The 18326-nt window shown below is 71.5% G+C and carries 16 protein-coding genes; 6 read left to right on the top strand and 10 right to left on the bottom strand.

Translation table 11 applies throughout. The features are described from left to right. Positions 1–82: 82 nt before the first annotated feature. The 6 genes from purE to mca form a co-directional block, all read right to left on the bottom strand. The gene (gene purE, locus AB0A95_RS12290; RefSeq protein WP_357555756.1) at positions 83–574 is read right to left on the bottom strand and encodes a 5-(carboxyamino)imidazole ribonucleotide mutase; all 492 of its coding nucleotides are present in this window, start codon (positions 572–574) and stop codon (positions 83–85) included. Between the two features lie 23 nt (positions 575–597). Beyond that, on the bottom strand, positions 598–1773 hold the full coding sequence (locus AB0A95_RS12285) for a 5-(carboxyamino)imidazole ribonucleotide synthase (RefSeq protein ID WP_357555731.1): 1176 nt from the start codon (positions 1771–1773) through the stop codon (positions 598–600). A 111-nt stretch (positions 1774–1884) separates the two neighbouring features. Continuing rightward, positions 1885–3921 carry a thioredoxin domain-containing protein gene (locus AB0A95_RS12280; protein ID WP_357555730.1) on the bottom strand — a complete coding sequence of 679 codons (2037 nt, stop codon included), beginning with the start codon at positions 3919–3921 and terminating at the stop codon, positions 1885–1887. A 62-nt stretch (positions 3922–3983) separates the two neighbouring features. Further along, positions 3984–6515 (bottom strand): bifunctional diguanylate cyclase/phosphodiesterase, encoded by a 2532-nt coding sequence (locus AB0A95_RS12275; RefSeq protein WP_357555729.1) that lies wholly within the window; start codon positions 6513–6515, stop codon positions 3984–3986. A 178-nt stretch (positions 6516–6693) separates the two neighbouring features. Beyond that, a complete protein-coding gene (locus AB0A95_RS12270) occupies positions 6694–6987 on the bottom strand; it encodes a hypothetical protein (protein WP_357555728.1) in 294 nt (97 codons plus the stop codon). Positions 6988–7034: 47 nt separating this feature from the next. After that, the gene (mca, locus tag AB0A95_RS12265; RefSeq protein WP_357555727.1) at positions 7035–7916 is read right to left on the bottom strand and encodes a mycothiol conjugate amidase Mca; all 882 of its coding nucleotides are present in this window, start codon (positions 7914–7916) and stop codon (positions 7035–7037) included. Between the two features lie 202 nt (positions 7917–8118). Between mca and AB0A95_RS12260 the strand changes: the two genes are divergently transcribed. Together AB0A95_RS12260 and greA are read left to right on the top strand one after the other, a co-directional pair. Continuing rightward, a complete protein-coding gene (locus AB0A95_RS12260) occupies positions 8119–8559 on the top strand; it encodes a DUF4307 domain-containing protein (protein ID WP_357555755.1) in 441 nt (146 codons plus the stop codon). Between the two features lie 156 nt (positions 8560–8715). Then, positions 8716–9213 (top strand): transcription elongation factor GreA, encoded by a 498-nt coding sequence (greA, locus tag AB0A95_RS12255; RefSeq protein ID WP_357555726.1) that lies wholly within the window; start codon positions 8716–8718, stop codon positions 9211–9213. Positions 9214–9395: 182 nt separating this feature from the next. Here greA and ilvA read toward each other — a convergent pair whose 3' ends face one another. From ilvA to AB0A95_RS12235, 4 genes are all read right to left on the bottom strand, one after another. Continuing rightward, the gene (ilvA, locus tag AB0A95_RS12250) at positions 9396–10616 is read right to left on the bottom strand and encodes a threonine ammonia-lyase (RefSeq protein WP_357078995.1); all 1221 of its coding nucleotides are present in this window, start codon (positions 10614–10616) and stop codon (positions 9396–9398) included. Positions 10617–10771: 155 nt separating this feature from the next. Further along, positions 10772–12181 (bottom strand): amidase, encoded by a 1410-nt coding sequence (locus AB0A95_RS12245; protein WP_357555725.1) that lies wholly within the window; start codon positions 12179–12181, stop codon positions 10772–10774. A 12-nt stretch (positions 12182–12193) separates the two neighbouring features. After that, a complete protein-coding gene (locus AB0A95_RS12240; protein WP_357555724.1) occupies positions 12194–13336 on the bottom strand; it encodes a cystathionine gamma-synthase in 1143 nt (380 codons plus the stop codon). Positions 13337–13448: 112 nt separating this feature from the next. Beyond that, on the bottom strand, positions 13449–14498 hold the full coding sequence (locus tag AB0A95_RS12235) for a WD40 repeat domain-containing protein (RefSeq protein ID WP_357555723.1): 1050 nt from the start codon (positions 14496–14498) through the stop codon (positions 13449–13451). A 251-nt stretch (positions 14499–14749) separates the two neighbouring features. On the opposite strand from AB0A95_RS12235, the gene AB0A95_RS12230 reads away from it, so the two are divergent. The 4 genes from AB0A95_RS12230 to AB0A95_RS12215 all read left to right on the top strand — a co-directional run bounded on the left by AB0A95_RS12230 (position 14750) and on the right by AB0A95_RS12215 (position 18245). Then, on the top strand, positions 14750–15172 hold the full coding sequence (locus AB0A95_RS12230; RefSeq protein ID WP_357555722.1) for an HIT family protein: 423 nt from the start codon (positions 14750–14752) through the stop codon (positions 15170–15172). Positions 15173–15247: 75 nt separating this feature from the next. After that, the gene (gene msrA, locus AB0A95_RS12225) at positions 15248–15910 is read left to right on the top strand and encodes a peptide-methionine (S)-S-oxide reductase MsrA (RefSeq protein WP_357555721.1); all 663 of its coding nucleotides are present in this window, start codon (positions 15248–15250) and stop codon (positions 15908–15910) included. 899 nt (positions 15911–16809) lie between these two features. Beyond that, complete coding sequence (locus tag AB0A95_RS12220; protein ID WP_357078970.1) at positions 16810–17739, top strand: ribonuclease Z; 930 nt, start codon at positions 16810–16812, stop codon at positions 17737–17739. Further along, the gene (locus AB0A95_RS12215; RefSeq protein ID WP_357555720.1) at positions 17736–18245 is read left to right on the top strand and encodes a GNAT family N-acetyltransferase; all 510 of its coding nucleotides are present in this window, start codon (positions 17736–17738) and stop codon (positions 18243–18245) included. Before AB0A95_RS12220 ends, AB0A95_RS12215 begins: the two co-directional genes overlap by 4 nt. Positions 18246–18326 lie beyond the last annotated feature (81 nt).

The raw sequence follows: 18326 nt of genomic DNA, 5'->3' as shown, positions 1-18326 counted from the left end.
GGTGGGTGACAAAAGCCCCGTAGTGCCTTCTTTTCGGCACCACAACTCCATGATCGACGCGGCTGCGGCCTGACCGGGAGGGTTAGGGGAGTGTTGCCTGGAGGTTTGCTTCCTTCTCGGCCACCAGCTTCTCCAGGTCTTGCTGGTAGGTCGTCATCCTGGCGCGCAGGTTCTCGTCGCTCGCGCCGAGGATGCGTACGGCCAGCAGGCCCGCGTTGCGGGCGTTGCCGATCGACACTGTGGCGACCGGGATCCCGGCCGGCATCTGCACGATGGACAGCAGCGAGTCCATGCCGTCGAGGTGCTTCAGCGGCACCGGCACACCGATCACCGGCAGCGGCGTCACCGACGCGACCATGCCCGGCAGGGCGGCGGCACCGCCAGCCCCGGCGATGATCACCTTCAGGCCCCGTTCCGCGGCGTCCCGGCCGTACTCGATCATCGCGACCGGGGTCCGGTGCGCCGAGATCACCCGCACCTCGTACGCCACACCGAAGTCGTCGAGCACCTCGGCGGCGGCCCGCATGGTCGGCCAGTCCGAGTCGCTACCCATGATCAGCCCGACCGTGGTCACCGGGGTCTCCTTCTCGACCGATGTCACTCGTGCCCCTCGCGCAGCCAGCGGGCGGCCCGTGCGGCCCGTGCCCGTACGTCGTCAAGGTCGTCGCCGAGCACCGTGACGTGCCCGATCTTGCGGCCGGGTCGCACCTGCTTGCCGTACAGGTGCACCTTGGCGCCCGGCTCGGCGGCGAAGAGGTGGTGCAACCGTTCGTCGATCGACATGCCGCCCGGCTCGCCGCCCAGCACGTTCGCCGACACCACCACCGGGGCGGTCAACGCGGTGTCGCCCATCGGGTAGTCCAGCACCGCCCGCAGGTGCTGCTCGAACTGTGAGGTGCGGGCACCCTCGATGGTCCAGTGCCCCGAGTTGTGCGGGCGCATCGCCAGCTCGTTGACCACGACCGCGGGCCGGCCGGCCTCGTCGCGCACCTCGAAGAGCTCCACGGCCAGCAGACCGATCACACCGAGCGCGGTGGCCAGGTCGATGGCGAGTTGCTGGGCGGCGACCGCCAGCTCCTCGCCCAGGTCGGGCGCCGGGGCCAGCACCTCCACGTTGATGCCGTCGGACTGCACCGTCTCGACCACCGGGTACGCGGCCACCTGACCGAACGGCGAGCGGGCCACCTGCACGGCCAACTCCCGCCGCAGCGGCACCCGCTCCTCGACGATCAGCCGGGTGCCGCCGGCGAGCAGTGTGGCTGCCAGTTCGGCGGCCTGGTCGGCGTCGTCGACCATCCAGACGCCCCGACCGTCGTAGCCACCCCGAGCGGCCTTGAGCACCACCGGCCAGCCGACCTGCGCGCCGAAGCCGACCAGGTCGGCGGGCTCGCCGACCGGGCGCCACGCCGGGTTGGGCGCACCCAACTCGGTCAGGCGTTCCCGCATGACCTGCTTGTCCTGGGCGTGCAGGAGCGCGTCCGCCGGCGGATAGAGAGTCACCCCTTCCGCCGCCAGCGTGCGGATGTGCTCGGAGGGCACGTGCTCGTGGTCGAAGGTGACCACCTCGCAGCCCTTGGCGAAGGTGCGCAGGGCGGCCAGGTCGGTGTGGTCGCCGTACTGGACGTCGGCGGCGACGAGCGCCGCGCCGTCTTCGGGGGCGGTCGCGAGCACACGCAGTGACTGGCCGAGGGCGATCGCGGCCTGGTGGGTCATCCGGGCCAACTGGCCGCCACCCACCATGCCGACAACAGGCAGACCGGTACGGGAATCCATAGCGCGGCCAGCCTATCCGGGCCCTCGGCGCGCCCACCCGGTGGGCCGGCGACCCGCCCCGGAAGCGCCGGGGAGGCCAGCCGGTGTGCGGCGTGGGCAACTACTGTGCGCTCAGCCCAGCTCGGCAACCAGCTCCTCGACCGAGGTGACCGGCCGCTGGCAGACGAAACCCCGGCAGACGTACGCGGCGGACCGCCCGTCGACAAGCGGCCGGTCGGCGAGCAGCGGCACACCGGGCTGGTCCGGACGCCCGGCGACGACCACCGCACCGGGCGGGGCATGCCGGTGGGCAGCGGCCACCAGCGGGTCCCCGGTCGGGTCGTCGGTCGCCACGGCGATCTCGTACGGCCCGGAGAGCAGCGCCTCGCCGACCATGGCCGCGTACCCGGCGAACCGGGGGTGCTGCCCGACGATCGGCGCGACAGTGGCGAGGGCCGCCTCGGCGGCCTCCCGGTAACGCGTCTCCCCGGTCAGCGCCGCGTACGCCACCAGCCCGGCGACCAGGGCCGACCGGCCGGACGGGGTGGCGTTGTCGGTCGGGTCGGCCGGGCGGGCGACAAGCCGCTCCGCGTCGTCGGCGGTGTCGTAGAAGGCACCACCGGGCGCCGCGAAGTGTGCCAGGGCGGCGTCCAGCAGCGCACCGGCCAGCGTGAGCCAACGGCCCTCGCCGGTGAGCTGGTGCAGCGCGCAGAATGCCTCGGCCACACAGCCGTAGTCCTCCAGAACGCCGGCCGGATCGCCGACCTTGCCGTTGCGGGAGACCCGACGCAGCCGGCCATCCACCAGGTGTACGGCGGCCAGATGCTCGGCCGCGTCGCGCATGGCGCCGTCGGCGACGATGGTGACGCCCTCCATCAGGTTGGCGTCCTCGTCCTGCGGGGACGCGGACAACGCGGCAACCTGGAGAAACTCGACGATCGCGGTGATCGCCAACCCGTTCCAGGCGGCCACCACCTTGTCGTCGCGCGCCGGCTGCGGGCGGGTGTCCCGGGCGGCGAGCAGTCGGCCCACCACCTGCTGCCAGCGGGCGCGGACCTCGGGTGCGGCGTCGTCGACGTCCCGGGCCAGCCTGAGCACGCTCATGCCGTGTTCGAAGGTGCCCTTGTCGGTCACTGTGAACAGGTCGGCGGCAAAGCGGCCGTCCTCCTCACCCAACGCCTCGACGAGCTGGGTGGGCGTCCACGCGTAGGTGAGCCCCTCGACGCCCTCGGTGTCGGCGTCCAGCGCGGACGCGAAGCCCTCCCCCGGCCGGTGCAGCTCGTCGGCGAGGAACCGGGCGGTGTCCCGGGCCACCCGGCGAGCCAACGGGTCACCGGTGAGCCGCCACAGCTGGGTGTAGACCCGCAGCAGCAGCGCGTTGTCGTAGAGCATCTTCTCGAAGTGCGGCACCGTCCAGTGCGCGTCCACCGAGTAGCGGGCGAAACCACCGGCGAGCTGGTCGTAGATGCCGCCACGGGCCATCGCCTCGGCGGTGTGTCGGGTGATCTCCAGGCTGCGCGGGTCACCCGTGCGCTGGTGGTGACGCAGCAGGAAGAGCATGTTCATGTGCGGTGGAAACTTCGGGGCGCCACCGAAGCCGCCGTTCGTCGCGTCGTACTCACCGGCCAGCCTGCCCGCCGCGGCGTCGAGCAGCGGCGCGTCCAGCGGGGCGGTGGGGCCACCCACGGCCTGCGCGCCACCGATCGCCTCGACCACCGCGGCGCCCTGGCCCAGCACCACCTCCCGTTGCTCCCGCCAGGCGGTGGTGACCGACTCAAGCAACTGGACGAAGGTGGGCCGCGGGAAATAGGTGCCGCAGAAGAACGGCGTGCCGTCCGGGGTGGCGAAGACGGTCATCGGCCAACCGCCCTGGCCGGTCATCGCCTGGGTCGCGGTCATGTAGACGGCGTCCACGTCCGGGCGTTCCTCACGGTCCACCTTGATCGACACGAAGTTGTCGTTCATCAGGGCGCCGACCTGCTCGTTCTCGAACGACTCGTGCGCCATGACGTGACACCAGTGGCAGGCGGCATAGCCCACCGAGATGAGCACCGGCACGTCCCGCCGTTTCGCCTCGGCGAACGCCTCGTCCGACCAGGGCCACCAGTCGACCGGGTTGTCGGCGTGCTGGAGCAGATAGGGGCTGGTGGCGTCGACGAGTCGGTTCACCCGACGACCATAACCACCCCCGGCGAACCGCGCCGGGCGCTCGCCCGGTCCGGCCGGACCCGTCAGGAGGCGCCGTCGGCGCGCAGCCGGAACACGTTCGACTCCGCCGAGTCCCGTAGCGACCCCAGGACGGCACCGATCTTGTCGGCCGGCATCGGTTTGAAGAAGTGGTATCCCTGCGCCGAGGTACAGCCCAGCTCGGCCAGGGCCATCCGCTGCTCGGCGGTCTCCACCCCTTCGGCGACCACCCGCAGCCCCAGCTCGTGGGCCAGGCCCACTGTCGTCCGGACGATCGCGGCGGCCTCCGGCGAGTCGGCCATCCGGATCACGAACGAGCGGTCCACCTTCAGCTCGTCCACCGCGATCCGGGTGAGGAAGGTCAGCGACGAGAAACCGGTGCCGAAGTCGTCGACAGCGAGCTGCACGCCCATCGACCGGAGCGTGGCCAGCACCTCGTCGATGACCTCCAGCTCGCTCATCACCACCGTCTCGGTGATCTCCAGGACGAGCCGGTGCGGTGGCACCTGATGGCGGCGCAGCGCCTCGGCGATCTCCGCCGGCAGGCGGGGGTCGAGCAGGCTGCGCGCCGACAGGTTGACCGAGATCGGGACGTCGAGGCCCTCGCGGGCCCAGCCGGCGGCCACGCCGAGGGCCTTGTCCAGCACGTAGCGGGTGAAGGTGCCGAGCTGCTCGCTGTTTTCCACCGGCCGGATGAAATCGGCCGGGCTCAGCCACCCACGCCGGGGGTGCTGCCAGCGGATCAGCGCCTCCACCCCGGTGGGCGCGCCGGTGGCCAGGTCGACAGCCGGTTGCAACGCCAACACCAACTGGTCGTCGACCTTCAGCGCCTCGCGTAGCTCCGCCAGCAGGGCAAGCTGATCGGTGCTGGCGGCGTCGCGGGTGCCGTCGTACGCGGCGACGTTGCCGCCGCCCTCCTTGGCCTGGTACATCGCGATGTCGGCCCGACGCAGCAGCTCGGTCAGGTCGGCGGTGCCGGCGTCGGCCACCACCACCCCGACGGAGACCTCGATCGACATCCGGACGCCGGCCACCTCGGTCGGCGCGGCCAGTCGCTCGGCGATCTCGCGGGCCTGGCGCAGTGCGTAGGCCATCGGAGCGGCCCGGTCGCCGAGCACCGGCACCGCGGTGAGCAGCAACGCGAACTCGTCGCCACCGAGGCGACCGAGCAGATCGCCGGGGCGGGCCAGCACAGTGAGCCGGTTCGCGGTCAGCCGCAGCAGTTGGTCGCCGGCGGCGTGACCGAGGGTGTCGTTGACCTCTTTGAACTGGTTGATGTCCAGCAGCAACAGCGCCACCGGATGATCGTGCGCGAGCTGCCGCAGCGACTGATCGCCCTTACCGAGCATCGCGGCCCGGTTCGCCAGCCCGGTGAGCGGGTCGTGCACCGCCTCGTACGACGAACGGGCGGTGACCAGTCGCAGCTCCCGGTGCGTCGCGGCGTCGTGCAGCGCGGCGGCGAGCGCGTCGCCGAACGCGGCCACCGCGTCGCGTTCCCGGGCGTTGGGCGGGGCCGAGCGGGGAAACCGGACCCGCAGCCGACCTACCGGCGCGGCACCGACGGACAGCGTCCGGCTCAGCTCGTGCTCGTCCGGATCGGGCAGGTCCGGTGGGCCCGTCTCCCGGTCGACGAACTGGCCGGTGGCGTCCCCCCGGTACCGGTGCCACAGGCCTTCGGTACGAAACACCTCGACGTCCACCAGCTCGGCGTTGAACAGCGTCAGCGCCCCGGTGACCGCCGCACTGGCCACGCCCCGCTCGTCGAGCTGGTTGAGGGCCGCCGTGGCTTCGGCGAAGGCTCGCCAGGTGCGACGCTCCTGATCGGAGCGCAGCCGGTAGCGGTAGGTCTGTTGCAGCAACCACAGCAGCGGTGGGAGCAACAGCAACCAGCGTGGGTCCAGCTCCAGCATGGCCACGACCACCAGACCGACCGCGACGTTGCCGACGAACATCAACAGTTTGCCGCGCAGCGCGGCGAGCAGCGGCGGCCCGATCGGCAGCCCGTGCCGCAGGCCCAGCGTCACCCCGCCCAGCCAGGCGGTCACCAGGAGGTAGGTCACCGACCCGGCGATCACGGCCAACGCCAGCATCGGGGTGGGCGGGGTGAGCAACGGCCGCCCCAGCGCGGTGGCCACGGAGACGGCGAGCGCCGACGCGGCGGCCAGCGACGCGGCGATCCGGACGATCTCCAGGGCCGGCCGACGGTCGGTGTGCAGGGAGAGCATCGTCCAGGCCAGGCCGGTGCCGAGCAGCGTGGCGGACGGCAACCAGCCGGCCGGTGTCAGATAGAGGCAGACGATCAACGCCGCCTCGCCCCAGGTGATGCTGACCATGCCCGCGGCCGACCGGAACCGCAGCCGAGCGAGCTGGGCGAGAGCGAGGACGGCGACCGCGATGCCGAATCGGGCCGGCCCACCGAGGGAGTCGTCGGGCGGCAGCCGGGCGGGCAGCGTCAACCCGACCGCGGAGGCGATCAGGGCGGTCACGGTGACGGCGGCGGTGAGCACGAGCAGGCGGCCTGGCGTGCCCCGCACCCCGAGCCGGTCGAACGGAGCGCCGGCCGGACCGGAGGTCATCGACCTCCCCCGTCAGCCGACCGACCGACGATACGGTGGGCGGCCGGTGCTGTGCTGGTCATCGGCGCCCCCTTCCGCACGCGGCTCGGAGACTTTTGGTCCCCCGGCGGAAGGCTAAGCCAAACCGGGTGGTCGCAACAGGGGGCGACCACCCGGTTCGGCGTGATTCACGTGCGGGCTACCCGTTCCGGTGCTGCTGGTGCCCGTTGGGACCAGGGGTGGATGAATCACGCCCTCCGGTCCCGTCTGTCGGATCGACGACTGCCGCATCGATCCTGGTCGGGTCGACCGGCCCCGTCTGCTGCGGAAACCGGTCCGGCAGGCGGCGCAGCCGAGAATTCATGTTGCGGATCAGCAGGATGGTCGCGGCAGCCAGCAGCAGGATGAGGAAAAGGCCCATCGGCCCGGCCAGACCACCCGTGCGGGTGTCTCCGAAGTTGTTCTCCGCGAGCACCTGGGCAGCGGTCAGCATGGCGTTCCTCCGATATGCGGTTGGTTACAGGGTAGCTCCGCCCGGAATCAGCGTGCGTGCGCCGTCTCCCGCACCCCCGCGAAGAGATCAGACTCGGGTAGCGGACTGTCGACCATTGACCGGGCGAGCTGAAAGTCCTCGGTTGGCCAGGCACGGCGCTGCAACTCCATCGGAACGTGGAACCAGAAGCCGTCCGGATCGACCTGGGTCGCGTGGGCGCGCAGCGCGTCGTCGCGGACCGGGAAGTACTCGGAGCACTCCACCCGGGTGGTGATCCGGGGGCCCTTGTCCGGCCGGTCCTCCCAGCGCTGGAGCCACTCCTCGTAGGGCGACTCCTTGCCCGCGGCCAGCATGCCCTCGTGCAGCGCCATGATCTTGGCCTTGGAGAAGCCGATGTCGTAGTAGAGCTTCAGCGGCTGCCAGGGGGCACCCAGCTCCGGGTAGCGCTCCGGGTCACCGGCCGCCTCGAACGCGGCCACGCTCACCTTGTGGCACATGATGTGGTCCGGGTGCGGGTAGCCGCCCTCCTCGTCGTACGTGGTCACGACGTGCGGACGGAACTCGCGCATCAGCCGCACCAGTGGGCCGGCGGCCACCTCGACGTCCTGTAGGGCGAAACAGCCCTCCGGCAGCGGCGGCAGCGGGTCGCCCTCGGGCAGCCCGGAGTCGACGAAGCCGAGCCAGGCCTGCTCCACACCGAGGATCGCCCGGGCGGCGTCCATCTCGGCGCGGCGGATATCGCCGATGTTGGCCCAGACGTCGGGGCGGTCGAGCTTGGGGTTGAGCACGCTGCCGCGCTCCCCGCCGGTGCACGTCACGACCAGGACATCCACGCCCTCGGCGACGTATTTGGCCATGGTCGCCGCGCCCTTGCTCGACTCGTCGTCCGGGTGCGCGTGCACGGCCATGAGTCGCAGCTGCTCTGCCAACTTTGGCACTCCTCGTCTGTGCCGGCCGGTGGACCCGACCGGGCTCGACCGGCGGACCTGCCGGGATCGTTGCTCACCGCACCCTGTCACCGGCCAGCACCGCAGGGCATGACCTGCCATTCCTGCCTCTGGACCGGGTGGGAGGATGGACTCTGTCATTCTTGCCGATGCTGCCGACAACAACGCCAGGAGATACCCGCCGGTGACCGAGACGCACGCCACAATTTCCGCCGGCGCTCCGGTTTTTCCGGCCGGACGCTACGGCCGTCGCCGGGCACCCGGCGGAGAACGCCGTCGCACCCTACTGGCCGCACTCGTGCTGCTGGCGCTCGTGGGAACGCTGACGGTGATCTCGGTGCGGCTCTACCGCCAGTACGGCGACCCTGTCTACGACGCCCAGGTGATCACCTACACCGACATCACGGACACACAGGTGGTTGTCGACTTCCGGGTGACAGTGCCGGCGGGCGGCTCGGCGGTCTGTGTGCTGCGCGCCCGCGACCGCGCGGGTGCCGAGGTGGCCCGCGACCAGATCACCGTGACCGCGCAGCCCGGCAACCGGCACGTGACGACCCGACACCGCCTCAGCACCACCGCGCGGCCGTTCATCGGCGAGGTTCTGCGCTGCCGACCCCCGTCCTGAGCTGCCCAAACAGCCTTCGCCGCCCGACTCGGAGGCCGCCTACCCGGGGTGTTGGATCCGGACACCCGCGGTGATGGCCGACACGCTGTGTCGTACCGCACTGGTAACTTGGTAGCTCACCTGTCAGCCAGCCACGCACAACTGAGGAGAACGCCTGTGTCCACTGGCAACGAGGCGCCCGCCACCTGGCTGTCCCAGGACGCGCACGACCGTCTCCAGGCCGAGCTCGACGAGCACATCGCCAACCGTCCGGTGATCGCCGCCGAGATCAACGCTCGGCGTGAGGAGGGCGACCTGCGGGAGAACGGCGGCTACCACGCCGCCCGCGAGGAGCAGGGCAAGGCCGAGGGTCGCATCCGCTACCTACAGGAGCTGCTGCGCACCGCGAAGGTCGGCGAGGCGCCGGCAGCGGACGCGGTGTCACCCGGCATGGTCGTGACGATCTACTTCGACGACGACGCCGACGACACCGAGACCTTCCTGCTCGGCTCGCGGGAGATCGCGGCCACCACCGACCTGACCGTCTACAGCCCCGAGTCCGCGCTCGGCAAGGCGATCCTGGGCGGCCGGCCGGGGCAGACCTGCACCTACACGGCCCCCAGCGGCGCCGACATCAAGGTGACAGTGGTCAGCTTCGAGCCGTTCTCCGGCTGACCCGCGCCGCCCGCGCGCGCCGCCGACCACGTCACGGCCACGCGAGGCCAGGTCCCCGTCACGGCCCCGCGAGCCGCTAACCGCCATCGCGAGCCGCTGACCGGCCTCGCCCGGGCGAGGCGCTGACCCCGGCACCGTCCGCGTGACGAGCACCTGCTTCCGAGGCGTGGCACCGACAGGTGTCACGCCTCGGCGGCGAAGACCACCTGGTAGCCGCTGGCCCGCAACGCGCTGATCAGGGTGTCCGAGTGCTCCACACCCCGGGTCTCGACCGACAGCGCCACCTCGACCTCGCCGAGACTGAGGTGCGGGTTGGCCCGTTGGTGCTCCACGTCCACCACGTTGGCCCGGTGCTCGGCGATCTGACTGAGCAGCGACGCGAGTTGTCCCGGCCGGTCCGAGCAGCGCACCGTCACCCGCAGGTAGCGACCCGCGGCGGCCAGACCGTGCTCGATCACCCGGAGCATCAGCAGCGGGTCGATGTTGCCGCCGGAGAGCACCGCGACGACCGGCGTCTCCACCTCGACCACGCCGGCCAGCAGCGCGGCGACGCCGACCGACCCGGCCGGCTCGACCACCTGCTTGCCGCGCTCCAGCAGCATCAGCAGGGCCCGGGAGATGTCCTCCTCGGAGACCGTGACGATCTCGTCGACGAGCTTGCGCACGTGATTGAAGGTGATCTCGCCGGGCCGACCGACCGCGATGCCGTCGGCGATGGTGAAGAAGGCGGGCAGTCGGACCGGCTCCCCGGCCACCAGCGAGGGAGGGAACGCCGCCGCACCGGCCGCCTGGACACCGATGATCCGGACGTCCGGCCGCAACGCCTTCACGGCGACCGCCATGCCCGAGATGAGACCGCCGCCACCGACCCCGGTGATGATCGTCTTGACGTCCGGGCACTGTTCGAGGATCTCCAGCGCCACGGTGCCCTGGCCGGCGATCACGTCCGGGTGGTCGAACGGGTGGATCAGCACCGCACCGGTGCGCTCGGCGTACGTGTGCGCGGCGACCAGCGACTCGTCGACGGTGTTGCCTGCCAACTCGACCTGCGCGCCGTACCCCTTGGTGGCTGCCACCTTCGGCAGCGGCGCGTTGACCGGCATGAAGACCGTGGCGTGCGTGCCGACCAGGCCCGCGGCGAGGGCCACGCCCTGCGCGTGGTTGCCCGCGCTCGCCGCGACCACGCCGCGCGCCCGCTCCGCCGCCGACAACCGGGAGATCCGCACGTACGCGCCGCGCACCTTGTACGAGCCGGCGCGCTGCACGTTCTCGCACTTGAGCCAGGTCGGCCCGCCCAGTGCCGCGCTGAGCGGACGGGAGGGCTCCAGCGGGGTGGTCCGGATGACACCGGCGAGCAACTCCCGTGCGGCCCGCACGTCGTCGAGACCGACCAGTTCCGTCATGCCCCGATCGTGCCACCCGTCTCCGGAGCCCTCTGCGGCGACACCGCCTCCGGCAAAGCCCCCGCTCGCCGTTCGCCGGTTGATCCACTCGACATCACCAAAACCGCGGTATCAACCTCGGCGTGACAGCGCGGTTTCCAGCAATCCCGTGTCGATCATGCGACCGCCGGCGACCCCGTTCCGACCCGGGGGTAACCAGGGGCGTGGCGTGCCCACGGGGCGGCCATCTCGAACTGGCCGGCCACACCGAGCAGCAGCAGCTCCGAGCCGGGCGGACCGACGATCTGCACGGCGACCGGCAGACCGTCCGGGCGGCGGCCGACCGGCACCACGATCGCCGGCAGGCCGGCGATGTTCCACGGCGCGGCGTACGGGGCGTACCGGATGTTGGCTGTCATGTTCGCCCGCCAGGACCGCTCCGACCAGCGTGTCGCCTCCGGAGGCGCGCTGGCCAGCGCCGGGGTGAGCAGCAGGTCGACCGAGTGGTCGGTGAAGAAGTCGACGGACCGCTGCCGCCACGCGGCCCGGTCCGCCTCCCGCACGTAGCCGCGACGCTGCGCCCACTCGCCCAACGCGACGTGCCGCCGGGTACGCCGTTGCAGGCCACGGCGGTCCAACCCGGCGGCCCGCACGTCGGTGGCGGCCGCGGCGAGCCAGGTGGCGATGCCCTGTAGACCCAGCGCGGTGGGGTAGACCGGGTCGGCGGGCACCGTGTCGTGCCCGGCGGCGGCGAGCAGCCGACCGGCGGCGGCGACCGCGTCCCGGTTGGGCGCGTCCGGTGCGACACCCCGCACCGGGGAACGCAGCGAGACACCCACCCGCAGCCGCTGCGGCGGGACCAGCTTCTCGGGACGCCGTCCGGCGAGCACCGAGAAGCCCACCGCGGCGTCGGCGACAGTGCTGGTCAGCATGCCGTGCTCGGTGAGGCCGAACCAGTCGTCCGCGCCCAGCTGGCAGGGCACCACGCCCCGGCCGGGCTTGAGCCCGACCAGGCCGCAACAGGCGGCCGGGATCCGGATCGAGCCGAGACCGTCGTTGGCGTGCGCGATCGGCACCAGCCCGGCGGCCACCGCGGCGGCCGCGCCGCCGGAGGAACCGCCGGGGGTACGCGTGCTGTCCCACGGATTGCGGGTCACCGCGTTGTCGTCGTCGGTGACTGCCCACAGCCCCAGCTCCGGCATCCGGGTCACACCGAGGATCACCGCGCCGGCGCCGCGTAACCGGCGCACCACCTCGTGGTCGGCCTCCGCGACGTCGGTGCGTGCCGCCGCCGACCCGTTCCAGGTGGGCAGACCGGCGACCGGAGTGTTCTCCTTGACCGCCACCGGCACCCCGGCCAGTGGCAGGTTGGCGAGGTCCTCCTGCTCGTCGACCTTCTCCGCCTCGGTGATCGCCTCGCCGCCGCGTACGGCACGGAACGCCGCCAGCTCACCGTCGGCACGGGAGATGTATTCCAGGTGGTCGGCGACGACCTGCGTGGCCGACACGTCACCTCGGCGTACGCCCCGGGCGATCTGCTTGGCGGTCGCTCCGACCCAGGTCGCCATGATGTCCTGCACGGCCATCCTTCCCAGCGGTCAGCCCAGTGCCTGCTCCAGATCGGCGAGTAGGTCGTCGACCGTCTCGATGCCGACAGACAGTCGCACGAGATCGCCGGGAACTTCAAGCGGCGAGCCGGCAGCACTTGCGTGTGTCATCCGACCCGGGTGCTCGATCAGGGACTCCACGCCGCCCAGCGACTCGGCGAGCACGAAGAGCTTGGTGCGGTTGCAGATGTCGACAGCGTGGTCCTCCCCACCGGCGGCACGGAACGAGATCATGCCGCCGAACCGGCGCATCTGCTTGGCGGCCACCTCGTGACCGGGATGCGACGGCAGCCCGGGGTAGATCACCTGGGCCACCTCGGCGTGCCCGTCGAGGTACCCGGCGAGCCGCTCGGCGTTGTCGCAGTGCCGGTCCATGCGTACGCCGAGGGTCTTGATGCCGCGCAGGGTGAGCCAGGCGTCGAAGGGGCCGTTGATCGCACCCATCGCGTTCTGGTGGTAGCGCAGCTCCTCGCCCAGCGCGGCGTCCGCGACGACCAGCGCACCGCCGACCACGTCGGAGTGCCCACCGATGTACTTGGTGGTGGAGTGCACCACCACGTCCGCGCCGAACGCGATCGGCTGTTGCAGGTACGGCGAGGCGAAGGTGTTGTCCACCACCAGCAGTGCGCCCGCGTCGTGTGCCACGGCGGCCAGGGCGGCGATGTCGGCGATGCCGAGCAGCGGGTTGGTCGGCGTCTCCAGCCAGACGATCTTCGTGCGGCCGGGCTGCACGGCGGCCCGGATCGCGGCCGCGTCGGAGACCTTGGCCGGGGTGAACTCCAGGCCCCAGCGCTGGGCGACCCGGGCGAAGAGCCGGTACGTGCCGCCGTACGCGTCGTCCGGGATCACCACGTGGTCACCCGGCTGGCACGCGGCCCGCAGCAGGGCGTCCTCCGCCGCCAGGCCGCTGGCGAAGGCGAGACCCACCGACCCGCCCTCCAGCGCCGCCAGGCACTCCTGGAGGGCGTCCCGGGTCGGGTTGCCGGAGCGGCTGTACTCGTAGCCGAGCCGGGGCGCGCCGACGGCGTCCTGGGCATACGTGCTGGTCTGGTAGATCGGTGGGATCACCGCGCCGGTCCGCGCCTCGGGGTCCTGACCGGCGTGGATGGCGAGCGTTTCGAAGCCGTGGTTCATTCTGGTGAGGCTAGTGCCCGCCCGAGACCGCCGGAACGGAACCCGCGCTCCCCGACGGGGCCGGACCATCCGGCCCGGCCCCGCGCTGACCGACCAGGGGTCGGCGGGCCGGTCAGCCGGCCGGAACGGGCAGGACGTGCAGGGTGACCGGGTGGTCCCCGGTCCAGTCGTAGGAGACCGCGTAGACCCGGGCTCCGTTCGGTGCCCAGGCCAGCGCGCCCGGGCTGAGGTCGTCGTTCAGCTCGAAGTGGGCCAGCTCGGTGCCGTCGGCCCGGAAGACGAACACGTCCGGGTCATAGGAGGCGTCCGCCCCGCCGGCGATCCTGGTGCCGTCGCGGGACACCTCGACCGCATTCGGGTACGCACCGGTGGGGTAGGTCACGGACGGGGTGCTGATGTCGGCGAACGGGAACGCCTGCACCACGTAGGGAGCGCCGGAAGCGGTGAAGACGGTGCTGCCGGTGGGGTCGAGCGCGACGTCCCGCAGGTTGCTGCCGACCGCCATGAAGTCGTTCTCCCTGGGCGCGCTCAGTGCGCCCCCGGTGCCGATCGTGTACGCGTACACCGACGCGGGGCTCAGCCCGGGCTGCCCGGCCAGCAGCACCGAACGGTTCTGGCTGGCGGCGGTCAGCAGCGGGGCGTCGTAGAAGTCCTGACCGGTGGCCACCCCGGTGGTCACCACTGCCGGTTGCCGGCCCAGATCGATCCGGCCGATGTTGCCGCCCCACTGGTCACAGCCGTAGCCGAACCACAGGTACCGTCCGGTCAGCGCGAGTGACGACGGGCACTCCCCCGCGCCGGTGTCGTACCGGGCCGACTCGGTCAGCGACCCGGTGTTGAAGGCGGCGATGGCGTTGGCGCTGGGCAGCGCCACGTAGAGCGTCTGCCGGTCGGCGCTGAGCAGCAGGTCGCCGGGGCCGGGCAGCCCCGACAGGGTGCCGACCACGGTGCCCGTCGCGCTTGTCACCACGACCTCGGTCGAGGAGTAGCCACCGCTGACGAAGACCCGGTCACCGGCCGAGACCACGTCGGCGACGCCCGGCAGCGACAGCGGGGTGGCCGTCTGCGCGGGAGCCGCCTGGGCGGGGGTCGAGATCGCGGCGGTCAGCAGCCCGACGGTCAGGGCGGCCAGCGCCACTGTCGGACCTCTTCTGATCTGCAAGGTGCGTCCTTTCGGAGTGTCGACGAGCGAGAACCACGACGGCCCGGGGTCCTGAGGCCGCAGCAAGGAATCGGATCGTCGCCGCGAGGGCGCCGTCCAGGCGACAGCCCGCCTCGGCCGACCGGCCGGGCGTCGCTGTCGCGACAGCACGTTGCCCCCGTGTGCTTATCCAGACCGGTCAATGACTATCACAGTCGATGCGCGCGTGGGGGGCACCGAGGCTCGTCAGCCCGTCGGCATAGCCTGGGCCGATGAGCGGTTGCGTGTTCTGCGGGATCGTGGCGGGTGAGGTGCCGGCGTTCCGGGTCGCCGACACTCCGGACGGGGTGGCATTCCTGGACACCCGGCCGGTGTTCAAGGGGCACGTGCTCGTGGTGCCGCGAGTCCACCTGGTGACCCTTGCCGAGTTGCCGGCGGACCTGCTGCCCGGCTACTTCGCGCTGGTCCAGCGGCTGGCGGTGGCGGTGGAGACCGGTCTCGGAGCCGGTGGGACGTTCGTAGCGATGAACAACAAGGTGTCCCAATCGGTGCCCCACCTGCACACACACGTCGTTCCGCGGACGAAGGGCGACGGGTTGCGGGGCTTCTTCTGGCCACGCACCCGGTACGACGACGACACCGAGGCCCAGGCGTACGCCGACCGGATCGCGACGGCGCTGCCCGGTGGGGCCTGACTCACTGTCACGCGGGTAAGAAAGCCAGACCCTCCGGTGTTACACGCTGGGAGAGGTACGAGAGGAGATCCCACCGTGTTTTTGCGTCGCATGAACGCCGAGCTGGTTTCGCCCGACCAGGCCCTGCCTGGCCGCTCGATCGCCATGCCGGTCGCTGATCGCCACGAGGTGCTGGGCACCCCACTGAAGGGCCCGTTCCCGGAGGGCCTACAGGTCGCGGTCTTCGGCATGGGCTGTTTCTGGGGGGCCGAGCGGCTGTTCTGGACGCTGCCCGGCGTCTACACCACCTCCGCCGGTTACGCGGGCGGCAGCACCAAGAACCCGACGTACGAGGAGACGTGTTCCGGCCGCACCGGGCACGCCGAGGTCGTCCAGGTGGTGTACGACCCCAGCAAGATCACCTACGAGGATCTGCTGAAGGTCTTCTGGGAGAACCACGACCCGACCCAGGGCATGCGCCAGGGCAACGACGTGGGCACCCAGTACCGGTCGGCGATCTACACGACCACCGACGAGCAGCGGGCCGTCGCCGAGTCGTCCCGGGACGCCTTCCAGCCGATCGTCACGCGGGCCGGCAAGGGTGAGATCACCACCGAGATCGCCCCGCTCGGCGATTATTTCTTTGCCGAGGACTATCACCAGCAGTACTTGGCACCGACGAAGAACCCGAACGGCTACTGCAACCACGGCCCGAACGGGCTGAGCTGCCCGGTCGGCGTGGCCCGTACCGCCGGCTGACCACCATTGCGTTGACTGGCAGGGCCACTGGGTTCGAACCCAGTGGCCCTGTTCGGTGTGGGAGCAGCGCTGCCCCCGCCCCACCCGACGGCCTTCCCCTGCTCGCCCCGAAATGCCCGCCAGCGTCAGCGTCGTGCGTCTGGACCGGTCTCGTACGCGCACGGAGACGAACATCTGCCACCGGCCGCATCCTCCACGATGAGCGCAGAGTTGCCCGCGTCAAGCCAGTAGCGCTGCCCCGACCGGACAAGCACGGGTCGCCGCAAAACCAGCGGCGCACCGCCGCCCAGGCTCACCTCAGAGATGAGCGTCAACCTCTCCGCGCGCGTCTCGCCTGCCATCGGCCAACGATAGACGCGGCTACGGCCGGCACCCTAGCCGCACTTCGCCTCGCTCCCACAGCGCCGCACAACCTGATGCCGCCTCGCCACCTCAAGATCACCAGGCTCGCCTTCGCCGCTGCCGGCCGCAGCGACTTCGCCCTGACTGGCGGGTACGCGGCGAGGGCTCACGGCACGGGCAGCCGACTCAGCGACGTGACGCGTCCTGACGACCACCCCTGGGCCGGTTGACACCTGGCCGGGCATTCCCGTTTGGCCCTGTGATCGAAATCCGTTGCAGACCCCGCCGGAGACTCGATAACGTGGCCGTACACGTGAAAGGAGGTGGTCCAGACTTGTATAGCAATCGGACTCGTGAGGTGGCTGTCAGCTAGCCGCTGTCCTCGACAGTGAACGGTCCGCCGCCAGGCGGGCACCAGCACCATCGTCGAGACCGTGTGGCAGCGGTGCGGCGAATCCACGACAGCCACCCGACCCCCGGGGTGCCGGCCAAGTCCAGCCGGCCCGCGCACCAGCGCGGAGCGCCCCGGGGGTCGCTCCATCTCCGGGGGAGCGGCGATGTCCATGCGCGAGCTGGTGATCCTCGGAACGGCCAGCCAGGCGCCGACCCGACAGCGCAACCACAACGGGTACGTGTTGCGTTGGGACGACGAGGTGATCCTCTTCGACCCGGGCGAGGGCACCCAACGCCAGTTCCTCTACACCACCGTCACGGCCAGCGACCTGACCCGGATCTGTGTCACCCACTTCCACGGCGACCACTGCCTCGGCCTGCCCGGCACCATCCAGCGCCTCTCCCTGGACCGGGTTCCCCACCCGGTCGCCGTGCACTTCCCGGCCGGCGGCGCCGAATACTTCGCCCGGCTCCGGCACGCGACCTCCTTCTACGAGACCGCCGAACTCCAGGTCACCCCGATCGAGGAGGACGGGCAGCGGATCGCCCTGCGCTGCGGCACGCTGGAGGCACGCCGGCTGCGGCACCCCATCGAGACGTACGGCTATCGGCTTGTCGAGCCGGACGGCCACCGGATGCTGCCGGAGCGGCTGTCCGCGTACGGCATCAGTGGGCCGGCCGTCGGCGAGCTGATCCGCGTCGGGCACCTCGACCTCGACGGGCGTCGCGTCACCCGCGACGAGGTGAGTGTGCCCCGACCGGGGCAGCGGTTCGCGTTCGTGATGGACACCGGCCTGTGTGACGGGGTCTACGCCCTCGCCGAGCACGCCGACCTGCTGGTCATCGAGTCGACCTTCCTGGAGTCGGAGGCCGCGCTCGCCGCCGAGGTCGGCCACCTGACCGCGGCGCAGGCCGCGCGGGTGGCCACCGAGTCCGGGGTACGCCGGCTCGTGCTCACCCACTTCTCCCAGCGCTACCCCGACCCGCGCCGGTTCCACGACGAGGCGCGCGCACACTTCGACGGTGATCTGATCATCGCCGAGGATCTGACCACGGTGCAGCTCCCACCTCGCCGGGTAGCCTCGGCCGGGTGACCGTCACGCTGCGCCCCGCGACCGCTGCCGACATGATGGCGGTGGGGGCCCTGCACCAGCGCTCCCGAGTCGCCGCCTACTCCGCGTTCCTGCCGGCGGACGCGTTGGCCGACCCGACACCGGAGGCGATGGGGCGGTACTGGGCGGAGCGGTGGCAGTGGGAGCGGGACACCCACCGGATGACAGTGGCCGAGCGGGCCGGGGCGCTTGTCGGGTTCAGCCACCTGGGCCCGGACGACGAGGACGACCCCGCCACCGGGCTGCTCAACGCGATCCACCTGGACCCGGCCGAGCAGGGCCGTGGCACCGGCCGTGCGCTGATGGTCGACGCCCTGGACGCCATGCGTGCGCTGGGCTGGCGGCGTGCGGTGCTCTGGGTGCTGCGCGACAACGCCCACGCCCGGGAGTTCTACCGCCGAGGCGGCTGGACGCCCACGGGAGACGAGCGGGACGAGGCAATCGGGTCGGCCTCGACCCGACAACTCCGCTACACCCGCCCCCTCTAACCCATAGCCCCGCCCTGCCCGCCCCCCTCACCGGGGTCAATCATGGACTTGTGGTGGGCGTTTTAGGCACGGGTGCCTGCT

This window comes from Micromonospora sp. NPDC049230 (assembly GCF_040647875.1).
Lineage (GTDB): Bacteria > Actinomycetota > Actinomycetes > Mycobacteriales > Micromonosporaceae > Micromonospora.
Note: the sequence above shows the minus strand (reverse complement) of the source record. Positions and strands in the feature narration are given on the sequence as shown.

Excerpts from the sequence above, each read along its gene's own strand:
- AB0A95_RS12285 (WP_357555731.1), bottom strand. The coding sequence starts at position 1,773 with ATGGATTCCCGTACCGGTCTGCCTGTTGTCGGCATGGTGGGTGGCGGC.
- AB0A95_RS12275 (WP_357555729.1), bottom strand. The coding sequence starts at position 6,515 with ATGACCTCCGGTCCGGCCGGCGCTCCGTTCGACCGGCTCGGGGTGCGG.
- AB0A95_RS12270 (WP_357555728.1), bottom strand. The coding sequence starts at position 6,987 with ATGCTGACCGCTGCCCAGGTGCTCGCGGAGAACAACTTCGGAGACACC.
- ilvA (WP_357078995.1), bottom strand. The coding sequence starts at position 10,616 with ATGACGGAACTGGTCGGTCTCGACGACGTGCGGGCCGCACGGGAGTTG.
- AB0A95_RS12245 (WP_357555725.1), bottom strand. The coding sequence starts at position 12,181 with ATGGCCGTGCAGGACATCATGGCGACCTGGGTCGGAGCGACCGCCAAG.
- AB0A95_RS12240 (WP_357555724.1), bottom strand. The coding sequence starts at position 13,336 with ATGAACCACGGCTTCGAAACGCTCGCCATCCACGCCGGTCAGGACCCC.
- AB0A95_RS12230 (WP_357555722.1), top strand. The coding sequence starts at position 14,750 with ATGAGCGGTTGCGTGTTCTGCGGGATCGTGGCGGGTGAGGTGCCGGCG.
- AB0A95_RS12220 (WP_357078970.1), top strand. The coding sequence starts at position 16,810 with ATGTCCATGCGCGAGCTGGTGATCCTCGGAACGGCCAGCCAGGCGCCG.